Source organism: Paenarthrobacter sp. Y-19 (genome assembly GCF_029223985.1).
GTDB lineage: Bacteria > Actinomycetota > Actinomycetes > Actinomycetales > Micrococcaceae > Arthrobacter > Arthrobacter nicotinovorans.
In genome coordinates this window covers 4,548,534-4,569,787 of record NZ_CP119414.1, presented here as the reverse complement: position 1 = coordinate 4,569,787, position 21,254 = coordinate 4,548,534, and the positions used below count along the sequence as shown (strand labels likewise).

General features: G+C 63.1%; 28 protein-coding genes and 1 pseudogene. 12 read left to right on the top strand and 17 right to left on the bottom strand.

Going from position 1 to position 21,254, the window contains the following annotated elements:
* Both PYR64_RS21635 and PYR64_RS21630 read right to left on the bottom strand, forming a co-directional pair.
* Positions 1-765, bottom strand: coding sequence for an ankyrin repeat domain-containing protein (locus PYR64_RS21635; RefSeq protein WP_275780034.1), 765 nt, complete (start codon positions 763-765; stop codon positions 1-3).
* A gap of 42 nt (positions 766-807) precedes the next feature.
* Entirely contained in the window at positions 808-1,383 is a 576-nt protein-coding gene (locus PYR64_RS21630) for a heme-binding protein (protein WP_179128474.1), read from the bottom strand.
* A 224-nt stretch (positions 1,384-1,607) separates the two neighbouring features.
* Between PYR64_RS21630 and PYR64_RS21625 the strand changes: the two genes are divergently transcribed.
* From PYR64_RS21625 to PYR64_RS21605, 5 genes and pseudogenes are all read left to right on the top strand, one after another.
* A complete protein-coding gene (locus PYR64_RS21625) occupies positions 1,608-2,768 on the top strand; it encodes a sensor histidine kinase (protein WP_275777601.1) in 1,161 nt (386 codons plus the stop codon).
* Positions 2,765-3,391, top strand: a complete 627-nt coding sequence (locus PYR64_RS21620; protein ID WP_275777599.1) for a response regulator transcription factor — start codon at positions 2,765-2,767, stop codon at positions 3,389-3,391. Before PYR64_RS21625 ends, PYR64_RS21620 begins: the two co-directional genes overlap by 4 nt.
* 27 nt (positions 3,392-3,418) lie before the next feature.
* Positions 3,419-3,985, top strand: coding sequence for a DUF308 domain-containing protein (locus PYR64_RS21615; RefSeq protein WP_026267417.1), 567 nt, complete (start codon positions 3,419-3,421; stop codon positions 3,983-3,985).
* A 63-nt stretch (positions 3,986-4,048) separates the two neighbouring features.
* Positions 4,049-4,854 (top strand): annotated as a pseudogene (locus PYR64_RS21610) (exodeoxyribonuclease III).
* Positions 4,855-4,896: 42 nt separating this feature from the next.
* The gene (locus PYR64_RS21605) at positions 4,897-5,781 is read left to right on the top strand and encodes a hypothetical protein (RefSeq protein WP_018779523.1); all 885 of its coding nucleotides are present in this window, start codon (positions 4,897-4,899) and stop codon (positions 5,779-5,781) included.
* A gap of 43 nt (positions 5,782-5,824) precedes the next feature.
* Here PYR64_RS21605 and PYR64_RS21600 read toward each other — a convergent pair whose 3' ends face one another.
* From PYR64_RS21600 to PYR64_RS21580, 5 genes are all read right to left on the bottom strand, one after another.
* Positions 5,825-6,898, bottom strand: coding sequence for a LacI family DNA-binding transcriptional regulator (locus PYR64_RS21600; protein ID WP_018779524.1), 1,074 nt, complete (start codon positions 6,896-6,898; stop codon positions 5,825-5,827).
* Positions 6,899-7,044: 146 nt separating this feature from the next.
* The gene (locus PYR64_RS21595) at positions 7,045-7,317 is read right to left on the bottom strand and encodes a hypothetical protein (RefSeq protein ID WP_018779525.1); all 273 of its coding nucleotides are present in this window, start codon (positions 7,315-7,317) and stop codon (positions 7,045-7,047) included.
* Positions 7,314-8,198: a carbohydrate ABC transporter permease gene (locus PYR64_RS21590; RefSeq protein WP_018779526.1), complete on the bottom strand. Its 885-nt coding sequence runs from the start codon at positions 8,196-8,198 to the stop codon at positions 7,314-7,316. The genes PYR64_RS21595 and PYR64_RS21590 overlap by 4 nt, the downstream gene beginning before the upstream one ends.
* Position 8,199: 1 nt before the next feature.
* A complete protein-coding gene (locus PYR64_RS21585) occupies positions 8,200-9,168 on the bottom strand; it encodes a sugar ABC transporter permease (protein ID WP_018779527.1) in 969 nt (322 codons plus the stop codon).
* Positions 9,169-9,307: 139 nt separating this feature from the next.
* The gene (locus PYR64_RS21580; RefSeq protein WP_018779528.1) at positions 9,308-10,600 is read right to left on the bottom strand and encodes an ABC transporter substrate-binding protein; all 1,293 of its coding nucleotides are present in this window, start codon (positions 10,598-10,600) and stop codon (positions 9,308-9,310) included.
* A 255-nt stretch (positions 10,601-10,855) separates the two neighbouring features.
* Between PYR64_RS21580 and PYR64_RS21575 the strand changes: the two genes are divergently transcribed.
* Positions 10,856-11,257, top strand: a complete 402-nt coding sequence (locus PYR64_RS21575; protein WP_026267420.1) for a helix-turn-helix transcriptional regulator — start codon at positions 10,856-10,858, stop codon at positions 11,255-11,257.
* A gap of 26 nt (positions 11,258-11,283) precedes the next feature.
* Here PYR64_RS21575 and PYR64_RS21570 read toward each other — a convergent pair whose 3' ends face one another.
* Together PYR64_RS21570 and PYR64_RS21565 are read right to left on the bottom strand one after the other, a co-directional pair.
* A complete protein-coding gene (locus tag PYR64_RS21570; protein WP_275777594.1) occupies positions 11,284-12,252 on the bottom strand; it encodes a cytochrome c oxidase assembly protein in 969 nt (322 codons plus the stop codon).
* Positions 12,253-12,297: 45 nt separating this feature from the next.
* Positions 12,298-12,723 carry a metalloregulator ArsR/SmtB family transcription factor gene (locus PYR64_RS21565; protein ID WP_035734213.1) on the bottom strand — a complete coding sequence of 142 codons (426 nt, stop codon included), beginning with the start codon at positions 12,721-12,723 and terminating at the stop codon, positions 12,298-12,300.
* Between the two features lie 217 nt (positions 12,724-12,940).
* Here PYR64_RS21565 and PYR64_RS21560 point away from each other — a divergent pair, with 217 nt between their 5' ends.
* The 4 genes from PYR64_RS21560 to PYR64_RS21545 all read left to right on the top strand — a co-directional run bounded on the left by PYR64_RS21560 (position 12,941) and on the right by PYR64_RS21545 (position 15,155).
* Entirely contained in the window at positions 12,941-13,078 is a 138-nt protein-coding gene (locus PYR64_RS21560; RefSeq protein WP_275777592.1) for a hypothetical protein, read from the top strand.
* Positions 13,075-13,986 carry a cation diffusion facilitator family transporter gene (locus tag PYR64_RS21555; RefSeq protein WP_275777590.1) on the top strand — a complete coding sequence of 304 codons (912 nt, stop codon included), beginning with the start codon at positions 13,075-13,077 and terminating at the stop codon, positions 13,984-13,986. Before PYR64_RS21560 ends, PYR64_RS21555 begins: the two co-directional genes overlap by 4 nt.
* Complete coding sequence (locus tag PYR64_RS21550) at positions 13,986-14,675, top strand: thioredoxin domain-containing protein (RefSeq protein WP_275777588.1); 690 nt, start codon at positions 13,986-13,988, stop codon at positions 14,673-14,675. The genes PYR64_RS21555 and PYR64_RS21550 overlap by 1 nt, the downstream gene beginning before the upstream one ends.
* A gap of 117 nt (positions 14,676-14,792) precedes the next feature.
* A complete protein-coding gene (locus PYR64_RS21545; protein ID WP_275777586.1) occupies positions 14,793-15,155 on the top strand; it encodes a hypothetical protein in 363 nt (120 codons plus the stop codon).
* Between the two features lie 21 nt (positions 15,156-15,176).
* Here the strand turns inward: PYR64_RS21545 and PYR64_RS21540 are convergent, their stop codons facing one another.
* The 8 genes from PYR64_RS21540 to PYR64_RS21505 form a co-directional block, all read right to left on the bottom strand.
* Positions 15,177-15,851, bottom strand: coding sequence for a DNA alkylation repair protein (locus tag PYR64_RS21540; protein WP_275780032.1), 675 nt, complete (start codon positions 15,849-15,851; stop codon positions 15,177-15,179).
* Between the two features lie 41 nt (positions 15,852-15,892).
* Positions 15,893-16,201: a hypothetical protein gene (locus PYR64_RS21535; protein ID WP_275777584.1), complete on the bottom strand. Its 309-nt coding sequence runs from the start codon at positions 16,199-16,201 to the stop codon at positions 15,893-15,895.
* A 91-nt stretch (positions 16,202-16,292) separates the two neighbouring features.
* The gene (locus PYR64_RS21530; protein WP_018779538.1) at positions 16,293-16,904 is read right to left on the bottom strand and encodes a hypothetical protein; all 612 of its coding nucleotides are present in this window, start codon (positions 16,902-16,904) and stop codon (positions 16,293-16,295) included.
* Positions 16,901-17,548, bottom strand: a complete 648-nt coding sequence (locus tag PYR64_RS21525; protein WP_018779539.1) for a DUF6286 domain-containing protein — start codon at positions 17,546-17,548, stop codon at positions 16,901-16,903. Before PYR64_RS21525 ends, PYR64_RS21530 begins: the two co-directional genes overlap by 4 nt.
* Positions 17,545-17,928, bottom strand: coding sequence for a hypothetical protein (locus PYR64_RS21520; RefSeq protein WP_018779540.1), 384 nt, complete (start codon positions 17,926-17,928; stop codon positions 17,545-17,547). Before PYR64_RS21520 ends, PYR64_RS21525 begins: the two co-directional genes overlap by 4 nt.
* On the bottom strand, positions 17,925-18,116 hold the full coding sequence (locus PYR64_RS21515; RefSeq protein WP_018779541.1) for a hypothetical protein: 192 nt from the start codon (positions 18,114-18,116) through the stop codon (positions 17,925-17,927). The genes PYR64_RS21520 and PYR64_RS21515 overlap by 4 nt, the downstream gene beginning before the upstream one ends.
* The gene (locus PYR64_RS21510) at positions 18,113-18,559 is read right to left on the bottom strand and encodes an Asp23/Gls24 family envelope stress response protein (protein ID WP_018779542.1); all 447 of its coding nucleotides are present in this window, start codon (positions 18,557-18,559) and stop codon (positions 18,113-18,115) included. The genes PYR64_RS21515 and PYR64_RS21510 overlap by 4 nt, the downstream gene beginning before the upstream one ends.
* An 80-nt stretch (positions 18,560-18,639) precedes the next feature.
* On the bottom strand, positions 18,640-19,212 hold the full coding sequence (locus PYR64_RS21505) for a hypothetical protein (protein ID WP_018779543.1): 573 nt from the start codon (positions 19,210-19,212) through the stop codon (positions 18,640-18,642).
* Positions 19,213-19,329: 117 nt separating this feature from the next.
* On the opposite strand from PYR64_RS21505, the gene PYR64_RS21500 reads away from it, so the two are divergent.
* Positions 19,330-19,995 (top strand): DUF6318 family protein, encoded by a 666-nt coding sequence (locus tag PYR64_RS21500; RefSeq protein WP_275777579.1) that lies wholly within the window; start codon positions 19,330-19,332, stop codon positions 19,993-19,995.
* Between the two features lie 132 nt (positions 19,996-20,127).
* Positions 20,128-20,955, top strand: coding sequence for a hypothetical protein (locus tag PYR64_RS21495; RefSeq protein WP_275777577.1), 828 nt, complete (start codon positions 20,128-20,130; stop codon positions 20,953-20,955).
* Positions 20,956-21,254 lie beyond the last annotated feature (299 nt).

Below are 21,254 nucleotides of genomic sequence, written 5' to 3'. Positions count from 1 at the left end.
TCAGCGGGACCTGATCAGTGCCGCGATCTCCGTAAACCCGAGCCGCTCTGCATTTTGCAGGGCGGTTCGGCCTTGTGGATCGCGGATGTCCGGGTTGGCTCCGGCCGCGAGGAGTTGCCGGACCACGTCCTGCTGCTTGGGGCCGCCGTTGTTGAGCAGGATGGCTTCCTGCATAGCGGTCCAGCCCAGGTTGTTGACGTGGTCCACGGGCACACCAGCGGCGATAAGGATCCTCACTGTCTCCGTGTGTCCGTGTTCGCTCGCGGGGATCAGGGCGGTGCCGCCGTAGCGGTTGGTGCTGCGCACGTCCGCCCCTGCTGCCAAGGTCAGCTCCAGGACCTCGTTGAAGCCCTCCGCGCCGGCGTAGAGGAACGCGGAGTCTTGGATGTCGTCCTTGGCGTTCACGTTTCCGCCGGCCGCTATCAGCTCCCGGACCCTGGCAACGTCGTTGGCCTTCGCGGCGAGGATCAGGAGTCGGTCGGTTTCCATTTGGGCCTCCGGTGTCAGGGTGGGCGGCACGGCAGCCGACGACGTCGGGCCGGGACCCGCGCCCGATGGTTCGGCTGAAGTGGGGGCTGCCTGTGTCGGCGTTTGGTCGGAAGGTGAGGCGGCGGAAGGTGAGGCGGCCGCCGTCGAGCTCTGTGTAGTTGACGGCCCGGGCGACGACGGCGCGCACCCGGCCACGAGCCCGACCAGCACCAACCCCGCCCCCACCACCCGAGTTTTTGTCCAGATATCGCCCTTAAGGGGCTCCCATAAGGGCATCACGTGTACAAAAACTCGGGCGCGGGTGGTCATGGGTCGAGGCTACTTCGCCGCTGCGGCCAAGGCTTCTGCGCCGGCGGTGGCGCAGGCCTCGTCGAGGGCACCGTCGGGAGCGCCGCCAACACCGATGCCGGCAACAGAAACGCCGTTGACCTTCAGCGGAACTCCACCGGCCAGGAACAGTGTGCCGGGGAGGTCGGCGATCGAGGGACCGTTGCCGTTGATGCGCTTGGCCAGCTCGCTGGTGGGAGCACCGAACGCGGCAGCCGTGTAGGCCTTCTGCTTGGCAGCTTCGATGGTGTGTTCGGCGGCGTTGTCACCGCGGAGGACTGCCTGGACGGTGCCGAAGCGGTCCACCAAAGCGACGGTAACGAATGGCAGCTTGTCCGCCTGGCACTTGGCCAGTGCGGCATTCACGGCTTTGCTGGAAGCGCCCACGGTGATGCGGTTCTGCGCCACGACGTTCTCGGGGGCGGGCTGCACATCCGCGGCAACCTTTGCAGGCGCGGCCTCAGGTGCCGCGACAGGTGCCACGGCGTTGGCCACAGCCGTGATTCCGCCGGTGAGCAACAGCGCTCCGGCAGCAGCGGCGGCAATCATCTTGTTGGACTTCTTCACGGGGGGTTCTCCTTCGGGACTGCATGGACATTCCGAGTACACATCCATGCTTCCCGGACGGCCCCGTTGCCACATCGGCCCGAAGCAGGCCCCGGGCTCATCCTTTCCGCACGCTGTATCAGCCAAAAGGTGGAGAGACCAATAACCGCCCGGGACCTAGCATGGAAAGATCGCCCACCACAGCAAGAAGCCGCCACAGCCAGGAACGGAACCGGGAACCATCCATGCCAACTGCTCCTCCACAGCCAGGGCCAAGCAGCCGCTTCGACGGCCGCATCGATGCCGTGGTGCATGTGGGCTTCGCCGTGCTGATGGTGGCCTCCGGGGTCCGGTACGTCATGCGGCACTCCCCCGCGGACAACCTGTGGACGGTGGCTTTGGCGGCGGCAGTGTGCGGGCTCTACGCCATCACCGCCCTCCTGGCACATCGACGCCCGGCCCGGGGCAGCCACTGGATCCCGTGGATGATCGCCCTTGTGGCAGCGTGGGCCGCCCTGGTGATCGTGGCTCCGAGCTTTGCGTGGTGCTCGTTCGCCATCTTCTTCCTTGCGCGCAGGGCTTTCCGCGGCTGGGCCGGATACGCGGCCAGCAGCGTGACCGCAGCGGCCACCGCCGTCGGGCTCTTCCGGATGAGCGGCTGGACGGACGTTGCCATGCTGCTTGGCCCGCTCGCCGCGGGTGCCCTCCTGACCTTGATCTACGACAAGATCGAACGCGACCAGGAGCAGTTGGCCGCAACCGAACGGCAGGCCGGGATCGCCACCGAACGCGAGCGCGTCTCCCGGGAAATCCACGACACCGTGACCCAAGGCCTGGCAAGCAGCCTGCTTCTGCTGGAGGCGGCGCAGCGCTCCTGGCCGGATGGTTCGGCCCAGCGGGACGTTGCCAAGGCGTCCGGCCTGTTGAGGCGGAACCTCGCCGACACCCGCAGCCTGGTGCACGAACTTTCCGCGCCGGGTCTCGAATCAGGCCCGCTTCCGGAAGCCCTGCAGCACGCCGCGAGCCAATATGTGGATACCATCCAGGTCCACGTCACCGGCGATGAACGGCCGCTCCCCGCAGAGGTCCGCCATGCCCTGATCCGGGTGACCCAAAGCGCAGCGGCCAACATCAAGCTCCACGCGCACGCGGACCACTCCAGCGTGACGCTTGGGTACCTCCCGGAGTCGGTCACCTTGGACGTGTACGACGACGGACGCGGCTTTGATCCCGCAGCGGTACCTGCGCCGTCGGAAACCGGAGGGTACGGCCTGCGGGCCATGCGGCAACGGGTTGAGCAGCTGGGTGGAGAATTGTCAGTGGAGAGCTCGCCGGGTGAAGGCACCATCATCGCGGCGCAGCTGCCGCTCAGCCAGCCTGCCCGGTCGTCCAAGGAGGGCCTGTGACCGCCATTTCCGTTCTGCTCGTTGACGACCACACCGTGGTCCGGAGCGGACTCAAGGCGCTGTTGGGCACCCAGGCGGACTTCGCCGTCGTCGGTGAAGCCTCCTCCGGCGAAGACGCTCTGGAAGCGGCCCGGGTGCACTCGCCGGCGGTTGTGCTGATGGATCTGGCCATGGGAGCCGGGATGGACGGCATCGAAGCCATCAAGCAGCTCCGGCAACGCAACCCGCAGCAAGCGGTGATCGTGTTCACCACCTACGACTCCGACGCCGACATCGTCCGCGCCGTGGACGCCGGAGCCATGGGGTACCTGCTCAAGGATGCCGCGCCGGAGGAAATCTTCGCAGCCGTCCGTGGTGCTGTGCAGGGCAAGAGCGTGATGAGCGCACCGGTCGCCTCACGGCTGTTCCAGCAAATGCGGAATCCGGACGACATCCTTACTCCGAGGGAAGCCGAGCTGCTCAGCCTGCTGACCGAGGGACTCAGCAACCGGGACCTCGGAAAACGCCTCTTCATCTCCGAGGCCACGGTCAAAACACACCTGGCACACATCTACGCCAAACTCGGTGTCGAGACGCGTGCAGCAGCCATCGCAACAGCCATCCGGCGCGAGGGGATGCGGTAAAGGCACACGGTTGGTTACGCTGACCATATGTCGGACACAACGGGTCGCAGAATGTTCACAACTCCAGGGACAGCTTTGTTGGTCCGGGGAGCCCTCGCCATCGTTTTCGGACTGCTGGTCCTGGTCTTGCCCAGCGCCACGGCGTTTGCAGTGGTGGTGGTGTTCGGCTTCTTCGCCATCATCGACGGCATCACCAGTGTGGCCCACTACTTCTACGACCCCGCCGGCCGCTCACGCTGGAGCGTTGTGGGTGGATTCATCTCCATCGCCGCCGGCATACTGGCCATCGCCTGGCCCGGCATTACCGCTGCCGTCATTGGCGTGATCATCGGCTTGTGGGCCCTGGTACTGGGGATCTCGCAGATCATCCTGGCCCTTGCCGCCCGCAGCTTCATCCGCAGCTGGGGACTATGGCTGCTCACCGGCCTCATCACCACGGTGTTCGGAATAGTGGTCCTGGTCAATCCGGGCATCGGGCTCCTCGGCCTGATGGGAATGCTCGCAGCTTTCGCCATTGTGACCGGCCTGCTCCTGATCGCTTCGGGCATCGGTCTCCGCAAGCTGGCCAACACCCAGCCGCTGTATGGCCACTAGCTTCGGCGCGGTAAAAAGCCGTAGGGGGATGCGCTCAGCCCCAAGTTCGGTAAGTTAGTGGCTGTGAAGATAGCTACCTGGAATGTGAACTCCCTCCGTGCCCGAGCCGACCGTGTTGAAGCGTGGCTTGAGCGCAGCGACTGCGATGTCCTGGCCATCCAGGAGACCAAGTGCAAGGACGAGAACTTCCCTGGGGAACTCTTTGAACGCATGGGATACGAGGTAGCGCACTTCGGCGTGAACCAGTGGAACGGCGTGGCCATTGCCTCCCGCGTGGGCCTGGAAGACGTTGAGCGCACCTTCGTGGACCAGCCTGCCTTCGGCAAAGCCGGCAAGGACCCCGCCCAGGAAGCCCGCGCGATCGCTGCCACCTGCGGCGGAATCCGCGTTTGGAGCCTCTACGTTCCGAACGGCCGCTCCCTGGACGACGAACACATGCCCTACAAGATCAAGTGGCTCGAAGTCCTGCGGGACCAGGCCGCCGAATGGGTCAAGGCCGACCCCAACGCGCAGATCGCCCTCATGGGTGACTGGAACATCGCCCCGTTCGACGACGACGTCTGGGACATCCAGCTTTTCCGCGACAACAACTACACGCACGTCAGCGAACCCGAGCGCGCAGCGTTCCACGCGTTCGAAACCGCCGGATTTACCGACGTCGCACGTCCCTATACGCCGGGGCCGGGGTCTACACGTACTGGGACTACACGCAGCTGCGGTTCCCCAAGAAGGAGGGCATGCGGATCGACTTCTGTCTGGCCTCCCCGGCACTGGCTTCCCGCGTCACGGGTGCGTCCATCGACCGCGAGGAACGCAAGGGGAAGGGCGCCTCGGATCACGCTCCCGTGATCGTGGAGCTCACCGACTGAGCACTGCACCTGATGACTCATTGACGAAAGGGGTGGCTGGACATGGCGGGTAGTCTGTACCGGGGCCAGGCGGGACTGCCGTTCTCTTCGTCGCTGCGCATTTACGAGCCGCTTGAGGCGTTCCCTCCCGAGCAGCAGCGCCAGCTTGTGGCGGAGGGCAGCAAGGCAGGTTCCCGGGCCGCCGTCGAAAATGCGGAGCTCCAGGCCTCGCTGGGACGCATCACCCGCTCCGGCGGCGATCCGTTCCCCACCGGCCGCACCGATCTGGTCCGCATGACGCGGGTCCCCATGGGACGGCACGCCGCTCCCGGCAATGATGAGGACGACGCCGGACGGCTGCTTTACTGCCCCAGCCAACTGGTGATTCGGGCCGGCTTGGCGGCCAACGCGCTCATGGACGGAGTCCACAGTCCGCTGGCCGACCTGCTCATTCCGGTTTCGCAAAGGGACAAACACCAGATGCGGATCGACCGGATCAACGCCCGCGAAGACGCCAAACGCGTCCACACCCGGGCCTCAACCTGGGGTATCCCGTTCAGCTGGTTCTCGCTGTTTGCCGAATCGGACCGCAAAGACGTCGTCGAGTCCGACGGCCGCATCCTGACGGTGCGGGTATGGACCCCACTGACTGAAGCCTTGGAAAGGGCCCGGTTTTCCGTGGCCCATCTGGCGCTGGCCGCTCCGGACCTGGACATGCTGGATGACCTGACGCAGCTCACTGAGTGGCTTGAGCTGTTCCACGTCCAGTCGATGGTGGAGCTCGATTACGGCGCCGTTGCAGACAAGGTGTACCCGGACGACTCCCCCATGGATGTCCGCTTGGGCATCGAGTGCCTGGCCGAAGGCGACATGACAGGCGCCGCGGCCGCGTACCGGCGCCTGGCTTCCCGCTGGATTCCCATCCGGCAGTTGGCGCGCGCTTCGTAGCTTCACGGTTTCCAGGTTCCCGCTTGTGCGGGCTCCTGCGTCCTTAGTTGGGGCTGTTGGTGAATTTCCCGTTCGGCGGCGCTGTAGTCTCGCGGACAATCAACTGGTGGGGAGCCACGGCGGAGTGCACCGCTCCGACGTTGCCGTCGAGTTCGTCCAACAGCATCTTGGTCGCAAGTTCGGCTTGGTTGTCCGGGCGCTGGCCGACAGTGGTCAGGCCCAGCGAGGACGAGAAATCGTGGTCATCGATACCGATCACGGAGAGGTCCTCCGGGACCCGCACCCCGTGGCGGCCGGCTTCAAAAATCACGCCCATCGCCATCTCATCGGAGGAACAGAAGATCGCGGTCGGTTTCCGGCCGGGCTGGCTCCACAGCCGGTTGAAGGCCTGCTGCCCGCTGGCGACGGTGAAGTCACCCCACTGGTCCCACTCAGGGCGGACTTCCAGCCCGGCGTCGGACATGACTTCCTGGAACGCCTGGATCCGCACCCGGGGGACGTCGAAGTTCAGATCCGTTTCGTCATCGCCGTGCAGCAGGGCAATGTCCTTGTGTCCCAGATCCAGCAGGTGCTTCACGGCGGTGGATGCGGCGTCGTAGTCATTGATGCCGATGTAGGGGCAGTCCTCAACGTGGCCACCCACCACCACCAACGGAATGTCGATCTTGTGAAGATGCTCCAGTTCGTCCTCAGTCAAGGACATGCAGAGCACCAGCAGGGCGTCGATCTGCTTGTACACCATGGTGGAACTGAAGAGGCGTTCACGGTTACTGCCGTGGCCGCCTAGGTTGAACAAGGAGAGGTTGTATTTCCTTGAGTGCAGCTCACGGTCGGCGCCTTCGATGGCTTTCGAGAAGAACCACCGGCTGACGAAAGGAGCCAGGACGCCTATGGTCCGGGTGCGGCCCGTCGCCAGCCCGGAGGCCGACGACGACGCCACATATCCCAATGAACTTGCTACTTCGAGGATCTTCTCGCGGGTTGCGGGAGACACCCGCGGCAGTCCCCGCACTGCACGGGAGACGGTCGCCGTCGAGACTCCCGCTGCTGCGGCAACGTCCTCGATGCTGACGCCGGTGTGGCCGCCGCGTTGGGACCGCTCGTTCGTCTTTGCCACTCAAGCCCCCTTTTTTGGTGCATGCCGAAAGCCGAGGGCTCGTTCCCGGACGGCACCTTCCAGCCTATTCCGCCTGCCTGCTGTTCGCCGATTTCGCACAAGTTATTGCGACGCCGGTCAGGTACTGGTGTTCTCCATGGGCCGCCTCAACCAATCCGCCGTGTCGTCCGGCGCGGTAGCTTGCGCCGCAAGCGGAGCATTCCCCAGAGGGCGAGGACAACGGCCAGGAGCCCCAACGCCCAGCCGAGGGCGGGCTGGCCGGTGACCTCCATCGAGATGGTGGCCACCAGGAGCACCAGGCCCCAGAAGGCGAGGAACCCGATGATGATGTCGAAGTCCTCCGCGGACCGTACCCGTTTGGTGCCCGGGTCAGGCTTCGCTGCGGGGGACTCCCGACGTCGATTTCCGTAACTTGTCACTTGACAGCGCCTGCCGTAAGGCCGGCCACGATCTTGCGCTGGAAGATCAGCACAAGGACAACCAGCGGAATGGTCACCACGGTACCTGCGGCCATAACGGCTGTGTACGGTTCCTGGTGCGGCTGCGCACCGGCAAAGTACGCGATGGCTACCGTGACGGTCTTGGTGGCGTCATTCGACAACTGGCTGGCGATGAGGAATTCGTTCCAGGAGGCAATGAACGCCAGGATCGCCGTGGTGAACGTTGCCGGGGCTGCCAGCGGAAGGATCACTTTCCGGAACGCCTGTCCCTGCGTGCAGCCATCGATCCTTGCGGCTTCTTCGAGCTCCCACGGCATCTCGCGGAAGAAGGAGGTCAGCGTGTAGACCGTGAGCGGGAGAACGAAGGAAATGTTCGGAATGATCAGCGCCTGGTAGGTGCCGAACCAGCCGATGTTGGTGAACAACTGGAACAGCGGGGTAACCAAGGCAACGCCGGGGAACATCGATGCGCCCAGGATGAAGCCGAGGACCACGAACTTGAACCGGAAATTCAACCGGGCCAGGGCGTAGGCCGCAAACACACCGACCAGCAACGCTACGACTGTCGTCACGGCGCCAACGATCAGGCTGTTCAACAGGTTGCGGCCGAAGTGGTTGCCAAGGCTCTCATCGAACACCGTCGCGAAGTTGTCCCACGTGAAGTGGGTGAAGAACGGCGTGGTGTCGAACGTGTATCCGACGTCGCGGAAGGCCGTGACCAGCATCCAGTAGAAGGGTGCCATGCACCAGACGAGGATGATGGCGGCGCTGATGTAGGTGCGCAGCGACCCCCAGTTGAAGGGCCGTTTGGGCCGTTCCACGGAGTCGGCGGAGGTCTTCGAAGCTGTGGCTGTGCTCATCTCACTTGGCCTTTCCGGAAGATGTGGCCGCGTCCACGGCATTCGCCCCGAGGAAGCGGACGAAGATAAACGCCACGAGGAAGATCACCAGGAATGTAATGGTCGATAGCGCCGCCGCTGTATTGAACCCTTGCCTGATTTGTTGGACAACAAGGATGGACAGCGTGGTGGTGCCGTTCGCGCCCTGGGTCATGATGGCGGGGAGATCGTACATGCGCAGTGCGTCGAGGACACGGAACAGGATGGCCACCATCAGCGCCGGCTTCACCAGCGGCAGGGTGATCAGGCGGAACCGCTGCCAGGTGGACGCGCCGTCAACCTTGGCGGCTTCGTAGACTTCGTCCGGAATCAGCTGCAGGCCCGCCAGGATCAGGAGGGCCATGAACGGCGTGGTCTTCCAGACGTCGGCAATGATGATTGCCCACTTGGCCGGCCATTCCGAGCCGGTCCACAGGATCTGGGTACCGAACAGCTTGTTGGCGATGCCTTCGAAGGCGAAGATGAAGAACCAGAGCTTGGCGGTAACGGCCGTTGGGATGGCCCACGGAACCAGGACGGCTGCGCGGATCAGGCTGCGTCCGCGGAAGGCGCGGGCCATGATGATTGCCATCCAGAAGCCAAGAACGGTCTCGAAGGCCACGGTAACCACCGTGAAGAAGAAGGTAGTGCCCATGGAGTCCCAGAACTGGGCTCCGAGTGTGCCCGGAGGGCAGGCCAGCGAGCCGCCGCCGGGGGCCGTGCATTGCTGCAGCAGCCAGTGCGTGTAGTTTTCAAAGCCGGCCGGGCCGCCCTCGGAGAAGAACCCCGTGGCCGGGTCGAGGCCGGAGTCCTTCTGGAAGGACATGATGATGGCGTTGAGCACCGGGTAGATGATGACGATCGCCAGCAGGATGAGCGACGGCGCCAGGAGGGTGTATGCCCAACGGCCCTGCGTAAGCTGCTTCCGGTCGGCGCTTTCGCGACTGGGCATCGTGTGTCCGGAAGCCGCCGTCGCGTCTGGTTTTTGTAGTTCTGTTGACATGTCAAGACTCCTGTCAGGGAGAAGGCCGTGGCCGGCAGTCCGGCTGCCCGCCCCTCAGGGACAGGCAGCCGGACTGTAGCCCGGGTGGTTACTTAGCTCCGGCCGACTCAATAGCCGCTTGCATGTCGGAGATTGCCGCATCCACGGTCTTCTCTCCCTTGAGGGCAGCGTAGGCATTGTCCTGCACAGCCTTGGTGACGGCGGGGTAGAACGGCGTCACGGGACGCGGAACCGCGTTCTCGATGGACGTCTTCAGCACAGGGAGGTACGGCAGCTTGGTCACGAGTTCCTGATCGTCATACAGCTTGGTCAGGACCGGGGCCAGCGAACCCTGGGTAGCGTAGAAGCGCTGGGTTTCCTCGCTGGTGATGTACTTGATGAAGTCCGCAACAGTTGCCTTGTTCTTGGAGTAGACGCTCATGGCGATGTTGTGGCCACCAAGCGAGGAGGCGCCGGGGCCGTCCTTGCCCGGGAGGGGTGCCATCTTGAACGTGTCCTTCACAGTGGAGGAACCGTCGGTCTTGGCCAGGTTGTACACGTACGGCCAATTGCGGTGGAACAGCAGCTTGCCGGCTTCGAAGGCCTGACGTCCCTGCTCTTCCTGGAAGGTGATTGCTTCGGTGGGGATGTTGCCATCCTTGTAGGCGTTCACCAGGTTGGTGAGGCCGGCCTTGGCTTCGCTGGAGTTCACGGCAGCCTTGCCGGAATCATCAACGATCTTGCCGCCTGCCGAGTTGATGGCTTCAGCAGCGTTGACCGTCAGGCCCTCATACTTCTGGAACTGGCCTGCGTAGCAGCCGATGTTGTTCTGCTTGGCGATCTCGCACATTCCCATCATCTCGTCCCAGGTCTTGGGCGGGTTGGGAACAAGGTCACCACGGTAGTAGAGGATGCCGCCATCCGAGCTCTGGGGGGCTGCATACAGGGTGTTGTTGTAGGTGGCGCTCTTGACGGTGGACTCGAGCATCCCGTCCGTGGAGATTGCGGTCTTGTCCTTGAGCGGCTGCAGCCAGCCCTTGGCAGCGAACTCAGCAACCCAGATGAGGTCGACGCTCATGACGTCGTAGTTGGCGTTCTTGGCCTGGAAGTTCTGGACCAGGTCATCGTGCTGCTGGTCGGCCTGGTCCGACTGCTCCTTGAACGTTACTTTCTCGTCCGGATGGGCGGCGTTCCACTTTTCGATGAGGGGCCGGACAACGTTGCTGTTGTCCTTGCCCTGGACGTAGGTGATCGGCCCGCGGCCGTCAAGGTTGTTGGCTGCGTCGCCGCTGGCACCTCCGGAACTGGTGCCGCCGCCACCCCCGCCGCCACCACAGGCGGTCAGGGACAGAGCCAGGACTCCGGCTACAGCTGCCGGAAGCAGGAACTTTTTGGATTTCATGCTGGGAACTCCTCGGTGAGTGGACCAGGTTTTTCCGCGGTGCGGTTGATGTGGTGAGGCTCACAATAGTCACGGGAGGAAGCAAAATGCAAGCGCTTACACGCGTCGTGACCACAACGATACAAAGTAGCCTGATTATTCACGCCCACCACCCTGGAAGCGGGGACTCTTTCTGCCGACATGGATGCGTTTTGGGATGGTCGCGGCCTTGAGTCGATTTGATTGCCCACTATTGCCTATGGAACAGTGGGAAGCGTGGATGAACTCGAAGCACTGCAGACCATTGGACGGCTCATCAAGGAAGAGCGTCTCGCGCAAGGTCTCAGTCAGGTGCAGCTGGCCAAACAAGCAGGAACCGCCATCAAGACAGTGCGGACACTGGAGTCGGGCACGCGACGCACGCAGGAAATCAACCAACGCAAACTCGAGCATGCCCTGGGTTGGCGTGCAGGATCGGTGTCCGAAGTCCTCAAGGGCAAATCGAACTTCGCACCGGACATGATCACGCCGGACGACATGCGCTCCGGGGACGACTCACGGCAAGGACCACCCCGCATTGCCGTTCCCGCGGCACCCGTCGCCCGGGCCTCACATCTTTCCGACGAGGAACTCCTCGCAGAGCTCACCTACCGGATGATGCACCGCAACAGGGGCTGAATGCCCTGTTCTTCGCCGGCGCTCCTTCAGTTCCGGCGCATCGGACGGTTGGCCAGTTGCTGCAGATATTCGTTGTAGGCGTCCAGCTCAGGGTCGCCGGCCACGGCGGACTTATGGGCGGCCGCAGCCCATCCCCGGGCCTCGTCCCGCTGCCAGCGCACCAGAATGAACATGAGCAGCAGCACTCCCGGCAGTTCCCCGTATGACCAGGCCAAGCCTCCGGCCATGCCCTGGTCCGCCATGGGGTCGAGGCTCCAACTTGCCGGTGGGGTGGCGAAGAATTTGACCATCGGAGCCGTTGCCATCATGATGACCACGCCGAAAAAGGCGTGCAGCGGCATCTCGGCAAAGATGTCGAGCATACGACCGAAGTGCGTCTGCCGCGTGGGCAGCGGGTCTGCCGAGATCAGCGGCACGGTGAACAGGACGCCCGCAGCGAGGAACAGCAGTTCCAGCCCCACGTGCCCGTACCAATTCGGCAGCAGCAGGTCCGCGAGGCCGGAAAAATAGACGCCGTAGAAGCTCAGCAGGAACAGGGGCACCATGAAAGCCGGGTGGATGGCCAATCTGCCCCAGCGTGAACGCAGCCCCCACATGGCCATCCTCAAGACGGGCCGGCCGAAGCGGCCATGAGGGGTTGCCCGCAACAGCAAGGTGCCCGGAGAGCCGATGACCAGCAGCGGAGGCACGGCCATCATCAGGGTCAGCTGTTGGAACATGAAGACGGAGAACATCCGCAGTCCGTAGCCCTCGATCCCGGCGCCCATCACAACCATAATGGCCACGCAGCCGAGCAGGAACGACGCCGTCCTGACCGGCGACCAGTGCCGGCCCTTGCGCCAGAGGCTGATGGCACCGGCGAGGTAGAACACCGCCGCCAGCAGTGTCATGGCTGGAATCAGCGGAACCGGCTGAAGGTTCGGCGCGAGGTACTCACCCAGCGAGGGTGGCAGCGAGGGAAGCCAGACGGGGCCCTCGATTCCAGGCTCGCCCATCTCAGCACGCCCACTTGGTGAACGCGCCGTGTACCGGGGTGCTGTCTAGCCGTTGCTGACCGCTTGGAGCCTGTCCTGGCCCGCGTGTCCGACGTGCGTGAGCCCGAGGTCGAGCAACATCCGCACATGCGAATCCGCCAGGGAGTAATACGCCATCCGGCCGGCCCGACGGACCTGCACTACACGCGGTCCGCGCAGCAGCCGCAGCGCATGGGAGACTCCTGATTCGCTCAGCCCGGTGGTGGCAGCAAGATCGCACACGCACATTTCCCCATCGAGGAGGGCAATGAGGATCCGCACCCGGCCCGGGTCCGAAAGCAGCCCGAAGATCACGGCCAGATCGTTCACGTCCGACTCGGCAGGCATCCGCGCCCTGACCTCCTCGACCCGGTCGGCGTCGACCACACGGACTGCGCAATCGCTGCCGGCCCGACGGGGCGTCGCCTGCCGTGCCCGTGCTGTTCCAGTCATCCATCAAGACTACCCCTACCTGCGAATGCGTCGCATTTGTCTTGCCCTAAGGCGGCCGTCGAAAGGATGACGGACACAGAGTCCGGCCGTGCTTGGCGTGGCCACGAATTAACGTCTGAACAACTCTACATATATTCTGGAGTGGTGCCGGAATGCCTGGCACCTCCCGGCCAAGGGCTGAGGGAGCCGGGCCGGGGATCAGCACCTAGGAGCCATCGTGACTTTGAAAGCCGCACTTGCAGGAGGCAGCCCGGCCATTTCCCCGGGACTGCCGTTCCTGATCGCGTCGGGCGTGACGGCTGTGATGGCGGACGGTGCTGCTGTCCTGCCCGCCATCCGGCAGGCCCGCGCATGAGCGGGCACGATCACGCTTCCGAAGCATCGGTTCGGCGCAGCAAACTCATCACGGTCTTCGCCATCACCTTCACCGTGATGATTGCCGAAATCATCGGCTCCGCACTTACCGGGAGCCTGGCGCTGTTGGCCGATGCCGGGCACATGTTCACCGATTCCGCCGGGCTGTTGATAGCGCTCGTCGCCGCGTCGCTGGCCATGAAGCCCGCCACGCTGAAACGGACCTGGGGCTATAAGCGCGCCGAGATCATCGCCGCGGCCGGACAGGCGGCATTGCTGCTCGCCGTCGGCGGCTTCGTCATCGTCGAGGGCGTCCGCAGGCTCTTCGAACCACCTGAAATCGGCGGGTCCACGATGCTCTGGTTCGGCATCATTGGCCTGGCCGGCAACGCCGTAGGCCTGGTAATTCTGGCCTCCGGCCGGAACCACAACTTCAACATGAAGGCCGCCTTTCTTGAGGTCCTCAACGACGCCCTCGGATCGGTAGCGGTCATCACGGCGGCCATCGTCATAGCCGTCACCGGCTGGCTTCAGGCCGACGCCGTCGTGTCCTTGATCATCGGCGTCCTGATCATCCCGCGGACCCTGAAGCTGCTCCGCGACACCGTGAACGTGCTGATGGAATCCACTCCCGAAGGACTGGACCTGGCCAAGGTGCGCGACCACATCCTGGCTCTCCCGCACGTCATCGATGTTCACGACCTTCATGCTTCGCTTGTGGCCTCCGGAACTCCGGTGCTCTCGGCGCACGTTGCAGTGGAAGACAGCTGCATGACCGACGGCCACGCGGCCGGCATCCTCGCTCAGCTGCAGGCATGCCTCGCCCAGGACTTCGACATCAGCGTCGAACATTCCACCTTCCAGATCGAACCAGCATCCCACCGCGACCAGGAAAGCATCCACCACTGATGACGCACAGCAAAACACTGCCCCAGCCCATGGACAAGGCAAAGAAGGTCCGGGTATTCATCTGGGTCCTGCTGGCTGTCCTCGTCGCCGTTGGAGTGATCTGGTACACCGTATTTACGCTGAACAAACCCGCTCCGACAGAACCTACGCCTGCTGCTGAAGCCCAAGTGGTCCGTGACGACAGCCATCGAGTCACCTCCCCGGCTGTCGAAAAGGCACAACTGGTGGAGTTCCTGGACTTCGAGTGCGAAGCCTGCCTCGCCGCGCAGTCGGTGGTCGAGGAACTGAAGAAGGAATTCGGAGACCGCGTCACCTTCGTCCACCGCTACTTCCCATTGCCGGCACACCGCAATTCGGCCACGGCAGCCCTCGCTGTAGAAGCAGCCGCCCAGCAGGGCAAATATGAGCAAATGTACGCAAAAATGTTCGAAACCCAGGCGCAGTGGGGCGAGAAGACGGAGTCCCAAGCACCCCTGTTCCGCACATTCGCCGGGGAACTGGGCCTCGATCTGAGTGCCTACGACGCTGCTGTGGCGGACGACAAGACCAAGGAACGGATCAAGAAGGACATCGCGGACGGTACAACCCTGGGAGTGAAAGGAACACCGACGTTCTTCCTCAACGGTGAGATGCTCACCCTGGACACCGAGGCACAATTCCGTCAGCTCGTAGCCGATGCCGTGAAATAGCTGACCACCCGCCAAGCGGCCCGTTATCATTGCCCCGGACTGCCCCGGGCAGACGCCCGGGAGCGGCTTAGGCGCCTACCTGTCCCTGGCCAACCAGCAGAATTGCAGAACACTTCGATGAAACTCTTTACAACGCGACTCCTGCGCATCCGCTTGGTGATTGCCGCCGTCGTCCTTTCCCCTGCGGTCGCCGCAGCTCCGGCGCAGGCACACGCCGCCGCGGAAGCGATGTTTCCGGCCAAGGAGACCACCACCGTCCAAAACCCTGCCCAAGCCCGCACCGCGACACCATCGCCGACGCCCGAAGCGACTTCGCCGTCCAGCACCCCTGCCCCGGCGACTGAAACCACACCGGAACAGGTCAAACCCAACGATGACAACGCTCCCCTGGCCGTAGGCATTGCTGCCGCGATCCTGGTTGTCGCCGCCCTTGTCCTCTACATCGCCCAAAAGCGCAGGGACAAGACATCCGCGGCATAGGCACCCGAAGCTGCCCGGGCATTAGTTTCCGGCTTGGCGCCTGACCATTTCATTGATCCAGGCCGGGGCGAACGGAGAAGTGCAGTTGGGTGGCGTTGGATAGTCCTTCAGCACTTCCAACCGCTCGCCGATGTACAGGGCACGCGGACGGTACTCCGGGTGTTCAATCCCAATTTGCGCCAGACAGTTATTCATTGCCCACTGCAGGCGGTCCGGGGCGTCCTTCATTTCTGCTTCGATAATGTCCAGCAGTTTTCCGAGGTCCAGGCCTTCGGGGCGTTTGACCACACGTTCGGCGGTCAGTGCCCAGCCAGCACTGGACACCACAGGATCAGGGTCGGCAAACCATGCCACCCTCAAATCCTCAGCAAACGGGCTTTTCTTGATGACGTAATTGACGAACCAGTCATGTACTTTGGGTCGCTTGGCTTCCCGGAGCATGGCGTCGAGTTCGTTCTTTCCGAAGTCCCTGGGACGGCAGATCAGAAGTGACAGAAGACGCGCAGCGGTGTCGCCCGTGGACCACAGTTCGCGGGACAGATCCTGCTGGATTTTGAGCCTCTTGGCTACAGCACGAAGCTTGCTGAGATTCACCCCGTGATCGTCGCCGTGCTTCTCATTGACCTCGCGGGCCCGGGGATCCTCCAAGGCGGCAAGCTCCGCCAGGACCGCGTCCAGGGAAGATTCGGGCGCCATTGATCCTGCCACTGCTGTCTCCTGTCCTCCGATGGCAGAAACTACTGCTGCGTGCCGTCCTTGAACAGTCCGGCAATCTTAGCGCCGAGGTCCTTCACGTTTTCGGCTACGTCCCCGGCAATTTCCTTTGACTTCTCCGCGACGTCACCGGCCAATTCCTTGGCATTCTCTCCAACGTCACCGGAGAAGAACTCCTTCACGTTCTCTGCGGCTTCACCAGCGAATTCCTTGACATTCTCCACAGCGTCACCAGCAAATTCCTTGGCATTTTCAAGTGCGTCGCCTGTAGCGTTCTTCGCGTTCGATGCCCCGTCATTCACGGCGTCGGCTCCAGTGTTTTCCTCAGTCATGACGAACTCCTCTGTCGGGTTGTGGCTTTGCGCATCAAAGGAGGTTTCCCCTCTGGCTTCAAACTATTTGCAGCAGCGGAATTACGCAACGTCAGCGCACCCGTTCGGCTTTCGTGAATCTTGAGCGCGCCCCCGAAACCATGTGCACCAGCACCGGTGTCTTCTGTCCGATGACGAGGTCCAGTGCTTCGACCAGTTGTGAGACCTCCGCAGCCAGGAGGTGGGGTGCCACGCCCTGGCGCGGTTGGATGCGTATCCGCAGACCCGGTTGACCCTTGAACTCATAGGTTGCCACTGACACCCCGGCAAGGTCGGTTCTTTCCGTCAACGCAGCCCTCAGTGCCTGTTCGGCGACGCCACCGCCAATCCTGACTTCGCCGTCGACATTGCTGTCATCATCACTGGCGACCAGGAGGTTGGCCCGTCCTTTGCCCTGCTGTGACAGCCACGCAATCATGGCGACGATGAGGGCCACCAGGACCACACCCGCCACAATCCACAGCCAGCTCTCTTCGCGTCCGGGAAACCGCGTCTGCCGGAAGGCATTCTCAGCTCCGGCCCAGACGCCGGCAGCCCATCCATGCCACCAGGCGGCCACTGCAGGGACAGTCGCCAGCAGCAGGAGCAGAAGACCCACCGCCAGGAGTTTGATCCCGATGATGAAGAGCAAGACGCGGTTGAGTGCCCGGGGTGTTCCGTTCACGCCCCAATCACCCCCGACGACGCCAGGTTGACCCGGACCGTGGGCATGGGAACCGGCGACATCTCCTCAAGTTCAGCCTGCACAGCCGCGAGCACGGCGTCGTGGCTCACGCGGCTCCCGGATGTTGGCCGCACATTGACCACCACTGTCTGTCTGGAAACCACCACCATCACCTGCTCCTGGGTAACATTCGCTGCCATCCGGGCACGACGGGCAAGTGCGGAGGCCAGGACTTCGTCGTCAACCACGACGGCGGTCCGCGGGTCCCGGAGCAGATGGCGGGCCCGCCTGCCAGGCAGCACTGCGTGGAGCAGGAAGAACAGCCCTACCATGGCGACCACGGCACCGCTCGCTCCCAGCAGGAGGGGTGAAATGCCCTCAGGTAGGGCGATGATGCGTTCGGCAGCAGTGGTGGGATCAACCAGCCAAGGAGGCTGGCCGACCGCACGGACTCCGGCTTCCAGCAACGCGTATACGCAGAGAATAATGACGAGCACCGCAGCAATGACGGCGGCGCCGGCCCGTGATGAATGGGTCTCGCGACGGAGGATACGGCTCATCGCGGGGTCCTCCCCCGCCACCGGCGCGGCGTCGTTGTCCAGGCCCACGGCCATGAACTTCCCGGTTTCCTGGTCCTGTGTCATTGAACGCGGCCTCCCTCCCTGACCTGGGCCCCACTGATCCTGATATCCACCCTGCTCAGCTGGGAACCACTGAGCCGGGTCACCGTCTCGAGGACTCTGGATTTGGCAGCTACGGTGCGATCCCAGATGGAGCCCCCGAAACCCTGGACACGCCTGGGATCCCGGAGTACTTCCGTCAAAGCCGGAACGCTGATGGGTGCGACAATCGACAAAGCCAGCAGGCCGTCGTCGTCCGCCCAATCCGCGCGGATGTCGCTGGCCTCAACGCCGAGCGCCTCGGCGGCAGCGGCGCGGGCCAGGGAAGTCAAAGCCTGGGTACTGATCCGGTTATGGCCGGCCAGGCTGGTGGTGGTGTACTCCACAGCCTCAGCCACGCTCATGACGAAGAGCGCCGGCCCGTAATGGCGTCAAGGACACTTCTAAGATCCAGTTTCCCTTCGGCGGCCCGCCCCAACAACGCTCCGATTCCCATGAAAAGCAGTGAGATGAGGAAACCCCACAGCCCGAACGAGAACGACATGAACGCCACGAAGGCTCCGATCGCGATTCCCACTACGGTCATGCTCACTGGAGTGCCTCCCTTTCCACCACGACGGTCTTGGCCCCGGGCTGTTTTGCCGGCGGCGCGATGAAAACGTCGGTAATCTCTATGTTTACTTCGATTACCTGAAGGCCAACCAGTTCTTCGACAGCGCGGTACACCGCCGCCCGGACCTGATTGGCGACGCCATGCAAAGGATGGCCGTAGAGGGCAACCAAGGTGATGTCCACTGCCACTTGGGTTTCGCCCACCTCGGCGCGGACGCCCGCTGCGTGGTCTGAACTGCCGACAGCGTCACGGATCGCGCCAAGAGCGCGGGAAGGACCTGAACCAAGAGAGTAGACACCGGGCACTGTGCGGGCAGCGATACCTGCCACCTTCGCCACCGCGGCCTCGGAGATGATGGTGCGTCCGGTACCGGGAATCTCGCCCCCAGGCACAGGATCCGGCTGCACGTTCTGGACTTCCATGGAGCACTCCCCTTCTCTTGAGTACCACCCTAGCGTCTAGCTACGACGCTTTGGAGACAAGGGGTGCGCGCGGCGGTGCCCTAGGAGCAGTTCTTCTCTGTCCACGTCTGGATGGGCTTCATGAGTTCCTCGAACTGGCCATCGCCGTACTTGCTGAAATCCGACCCCGCGGACTCAGTGAAGGCCCGCAGTTTCTCGAACGACGGCTTCAGCTCTTCCGGCACCTTGCCCTGCATTTTCGACAACTCATCCTTGGCCTTCTGGATGTCCTCAGCATTTCCGCCGGTCATGGCTGCCAGGGGGAGAATGGTGACGCTCAGCATGGTGGCGCTGACAGACAGGCAAGCCTCTGACATTGAGGTGAATTGGCCGTATACACCGTCGGTTCCTGCCGAGCCGTCCGGGCTGGGCGCGCTGGCGGAAGCGGAGCTTGAACCCACTTCCGCGGCGGGGGTTTCGGACGCCGCCGCCGGGGTGTTTTGAGCTGCCGGCGATGGTGAGGAGCAGGCGCTGAGCGTCAGCATTGCGACGAGACCGGCAGCTGCTGCCAGGCGGCCGGAAAAGGACAGGCGTGAACGTTCGATGGCGACCATGAATTCCCCCAAAAAGATGCGTGCGATGACAAGCTGGCAGGCCAAGAATACTTCGGCCATCGCCCCGAGGCCAGAGACGAGTTATCCACAAGGCCCGTTTCCAGACTGGGAGGCGACTGGAAACCCTGCCTAGACTGGCCGACACATCACCTGAAACAGCTGCTGGGGAGCTTCGCCATGCCACGCCTTACGTATGCCGCTTTGTTGCCTCTCCGTGCGCGAACGGCGGCAATCGTCGTTGTCGCAGCGGTGCTTCTCAGCGGCTGCCAGGGCGGGTCACCCACTGCGGGCAACTCGGAAACACACACGACGACGGCGTCGCCCACCTCAAGTGTTTCGTCGCCTGTTGCTTCGGCTGCTCCGCCTTCGTCGGGTGCGTACAAGCCGGCGGATGCTAGCGGGAAGGCGCAGAACGTGCCGGTGCCTGTGATGCCCGAGTTGGCGAAGGAGAACTCCAAGGCGGGGCTGGAAGCGTTTATTCGGTACTGGTACGCGCAGATGAGCTATGCCTACGAGACGGGCGAAACTAAGCAACTGCTGTCCCTTAGTAGCCCGGCGTGTACTCTCTGCGCTTCTCTTGAGAAGGGCATCGAAGCAGGTTGGCAAGAAGGTCGCTGGATCAAAGGCGGAACACTCCGATCCGCAACGGTTGAAACGGACTTCAATTCAACCGCGTCCACGCAGGTAGCCGCAGTTCAAGTCATTCAAGAATCGATTGAGATAAGAACGCCGGACGGTTCGCTCTACCAAGAACCTACTGCGGCAACGAACTCAGCGAGTCGGGCAAGTCTTCGGTTCGAGGAGAATCACTGGAGCATGATCGATCTCGGTTTGATCCGGTAACCCATGGCGAAGCTAGGGAGAATATCGCTACTTCTCGCCGGAACATGCTGCATCCTGTTTGCCGTCCCGTGCCAATCAGCCGTAGCGAAGGACCCGAGAATTGACATCGGCTATGTTGACAACGGCTTGAAGTTGACGGGAACTCAATGGTCGCGAGACCCGATTACCGGCCAGTTCATTCCTTATGTCGGCCCCGCCAGTTCCTCCACCGCCGAGGACCCCAACCAGTACATGGCCGATACCCACTGCCGTGCCGACGGACCCGACACCAAAGACCCCGGCTGCGACGCCCTCGACTGCCCCGCCACCACACCCGGTGGCCCAGAAGGCACCCCCGTCATCTGGAAAGAAGCCCCCAAAGCCATCACCAACCCCGGCTGGACCAACTGGATCCCCATCACCGGCCCCACCTGCCTCTATGACGCAGAGCCGAAAAACGTCCTGGCCGACATCGCCGCCCGCATCCTCAACGACTTCCGCCAACTCCCCATCAACCCAGGAAACCTACAAGCCCAACCCTTCCCCCACACCCTCAAAGGCGGACCCACCAACTTCTACACCACCGCCACCGAACAAACCTTCGACGTCACCATCCTCGGCCAAGCCATCCACCTCACCGCCACCCCCGCCAACCACACCTACACCTTCGGCGACGGCACCACCCTGGGCCCCACCCCCGCCGCCGGCTACCCCATCCCCGAAGCCGAATGGCTCACCACCGAAACCCGCACCAGCCACAGCTACACCCAAACCGGCAACTACCCCGCCACCATCACCACCAGCTTCACCGGCACCTACTCCGTCAACAACGGCCCACCACTACCCATCAACGGAACCCTGGACCTGACCACACCAGCCACAACCATCCACGTCTGGAAAACACAAAGAGCACTCGTCGCCGACACCTGCCAACAAAACCCCAACTCCTGGGGCTGCCCCACCACCGAACCAACGCATTAAGGCCTCGGAACAGTAGCTTCCTGACCCGTTTTGAACCCGAAACAGCTCGAAACCGCGGGAAAAGCGCACTCAACGGCCTCAAACAAGGTCACAAAGCCACACCACCCAGGTGCCGACGTCGAATCTTGCGGAAACCCCTGTACCCCCACCATCCAATTCGAGGGCGGACAGCCCGGCAACACATCCAACACGGTGTATTGGATCCCTCACAGTGTCAAAGTGGGTGGCGGCGGTACGCGGGGACGGAGAAGCCGCGTCTTCAACGGAGATCCTGGGCCTTAAAAGAAGAAAAGCACCAG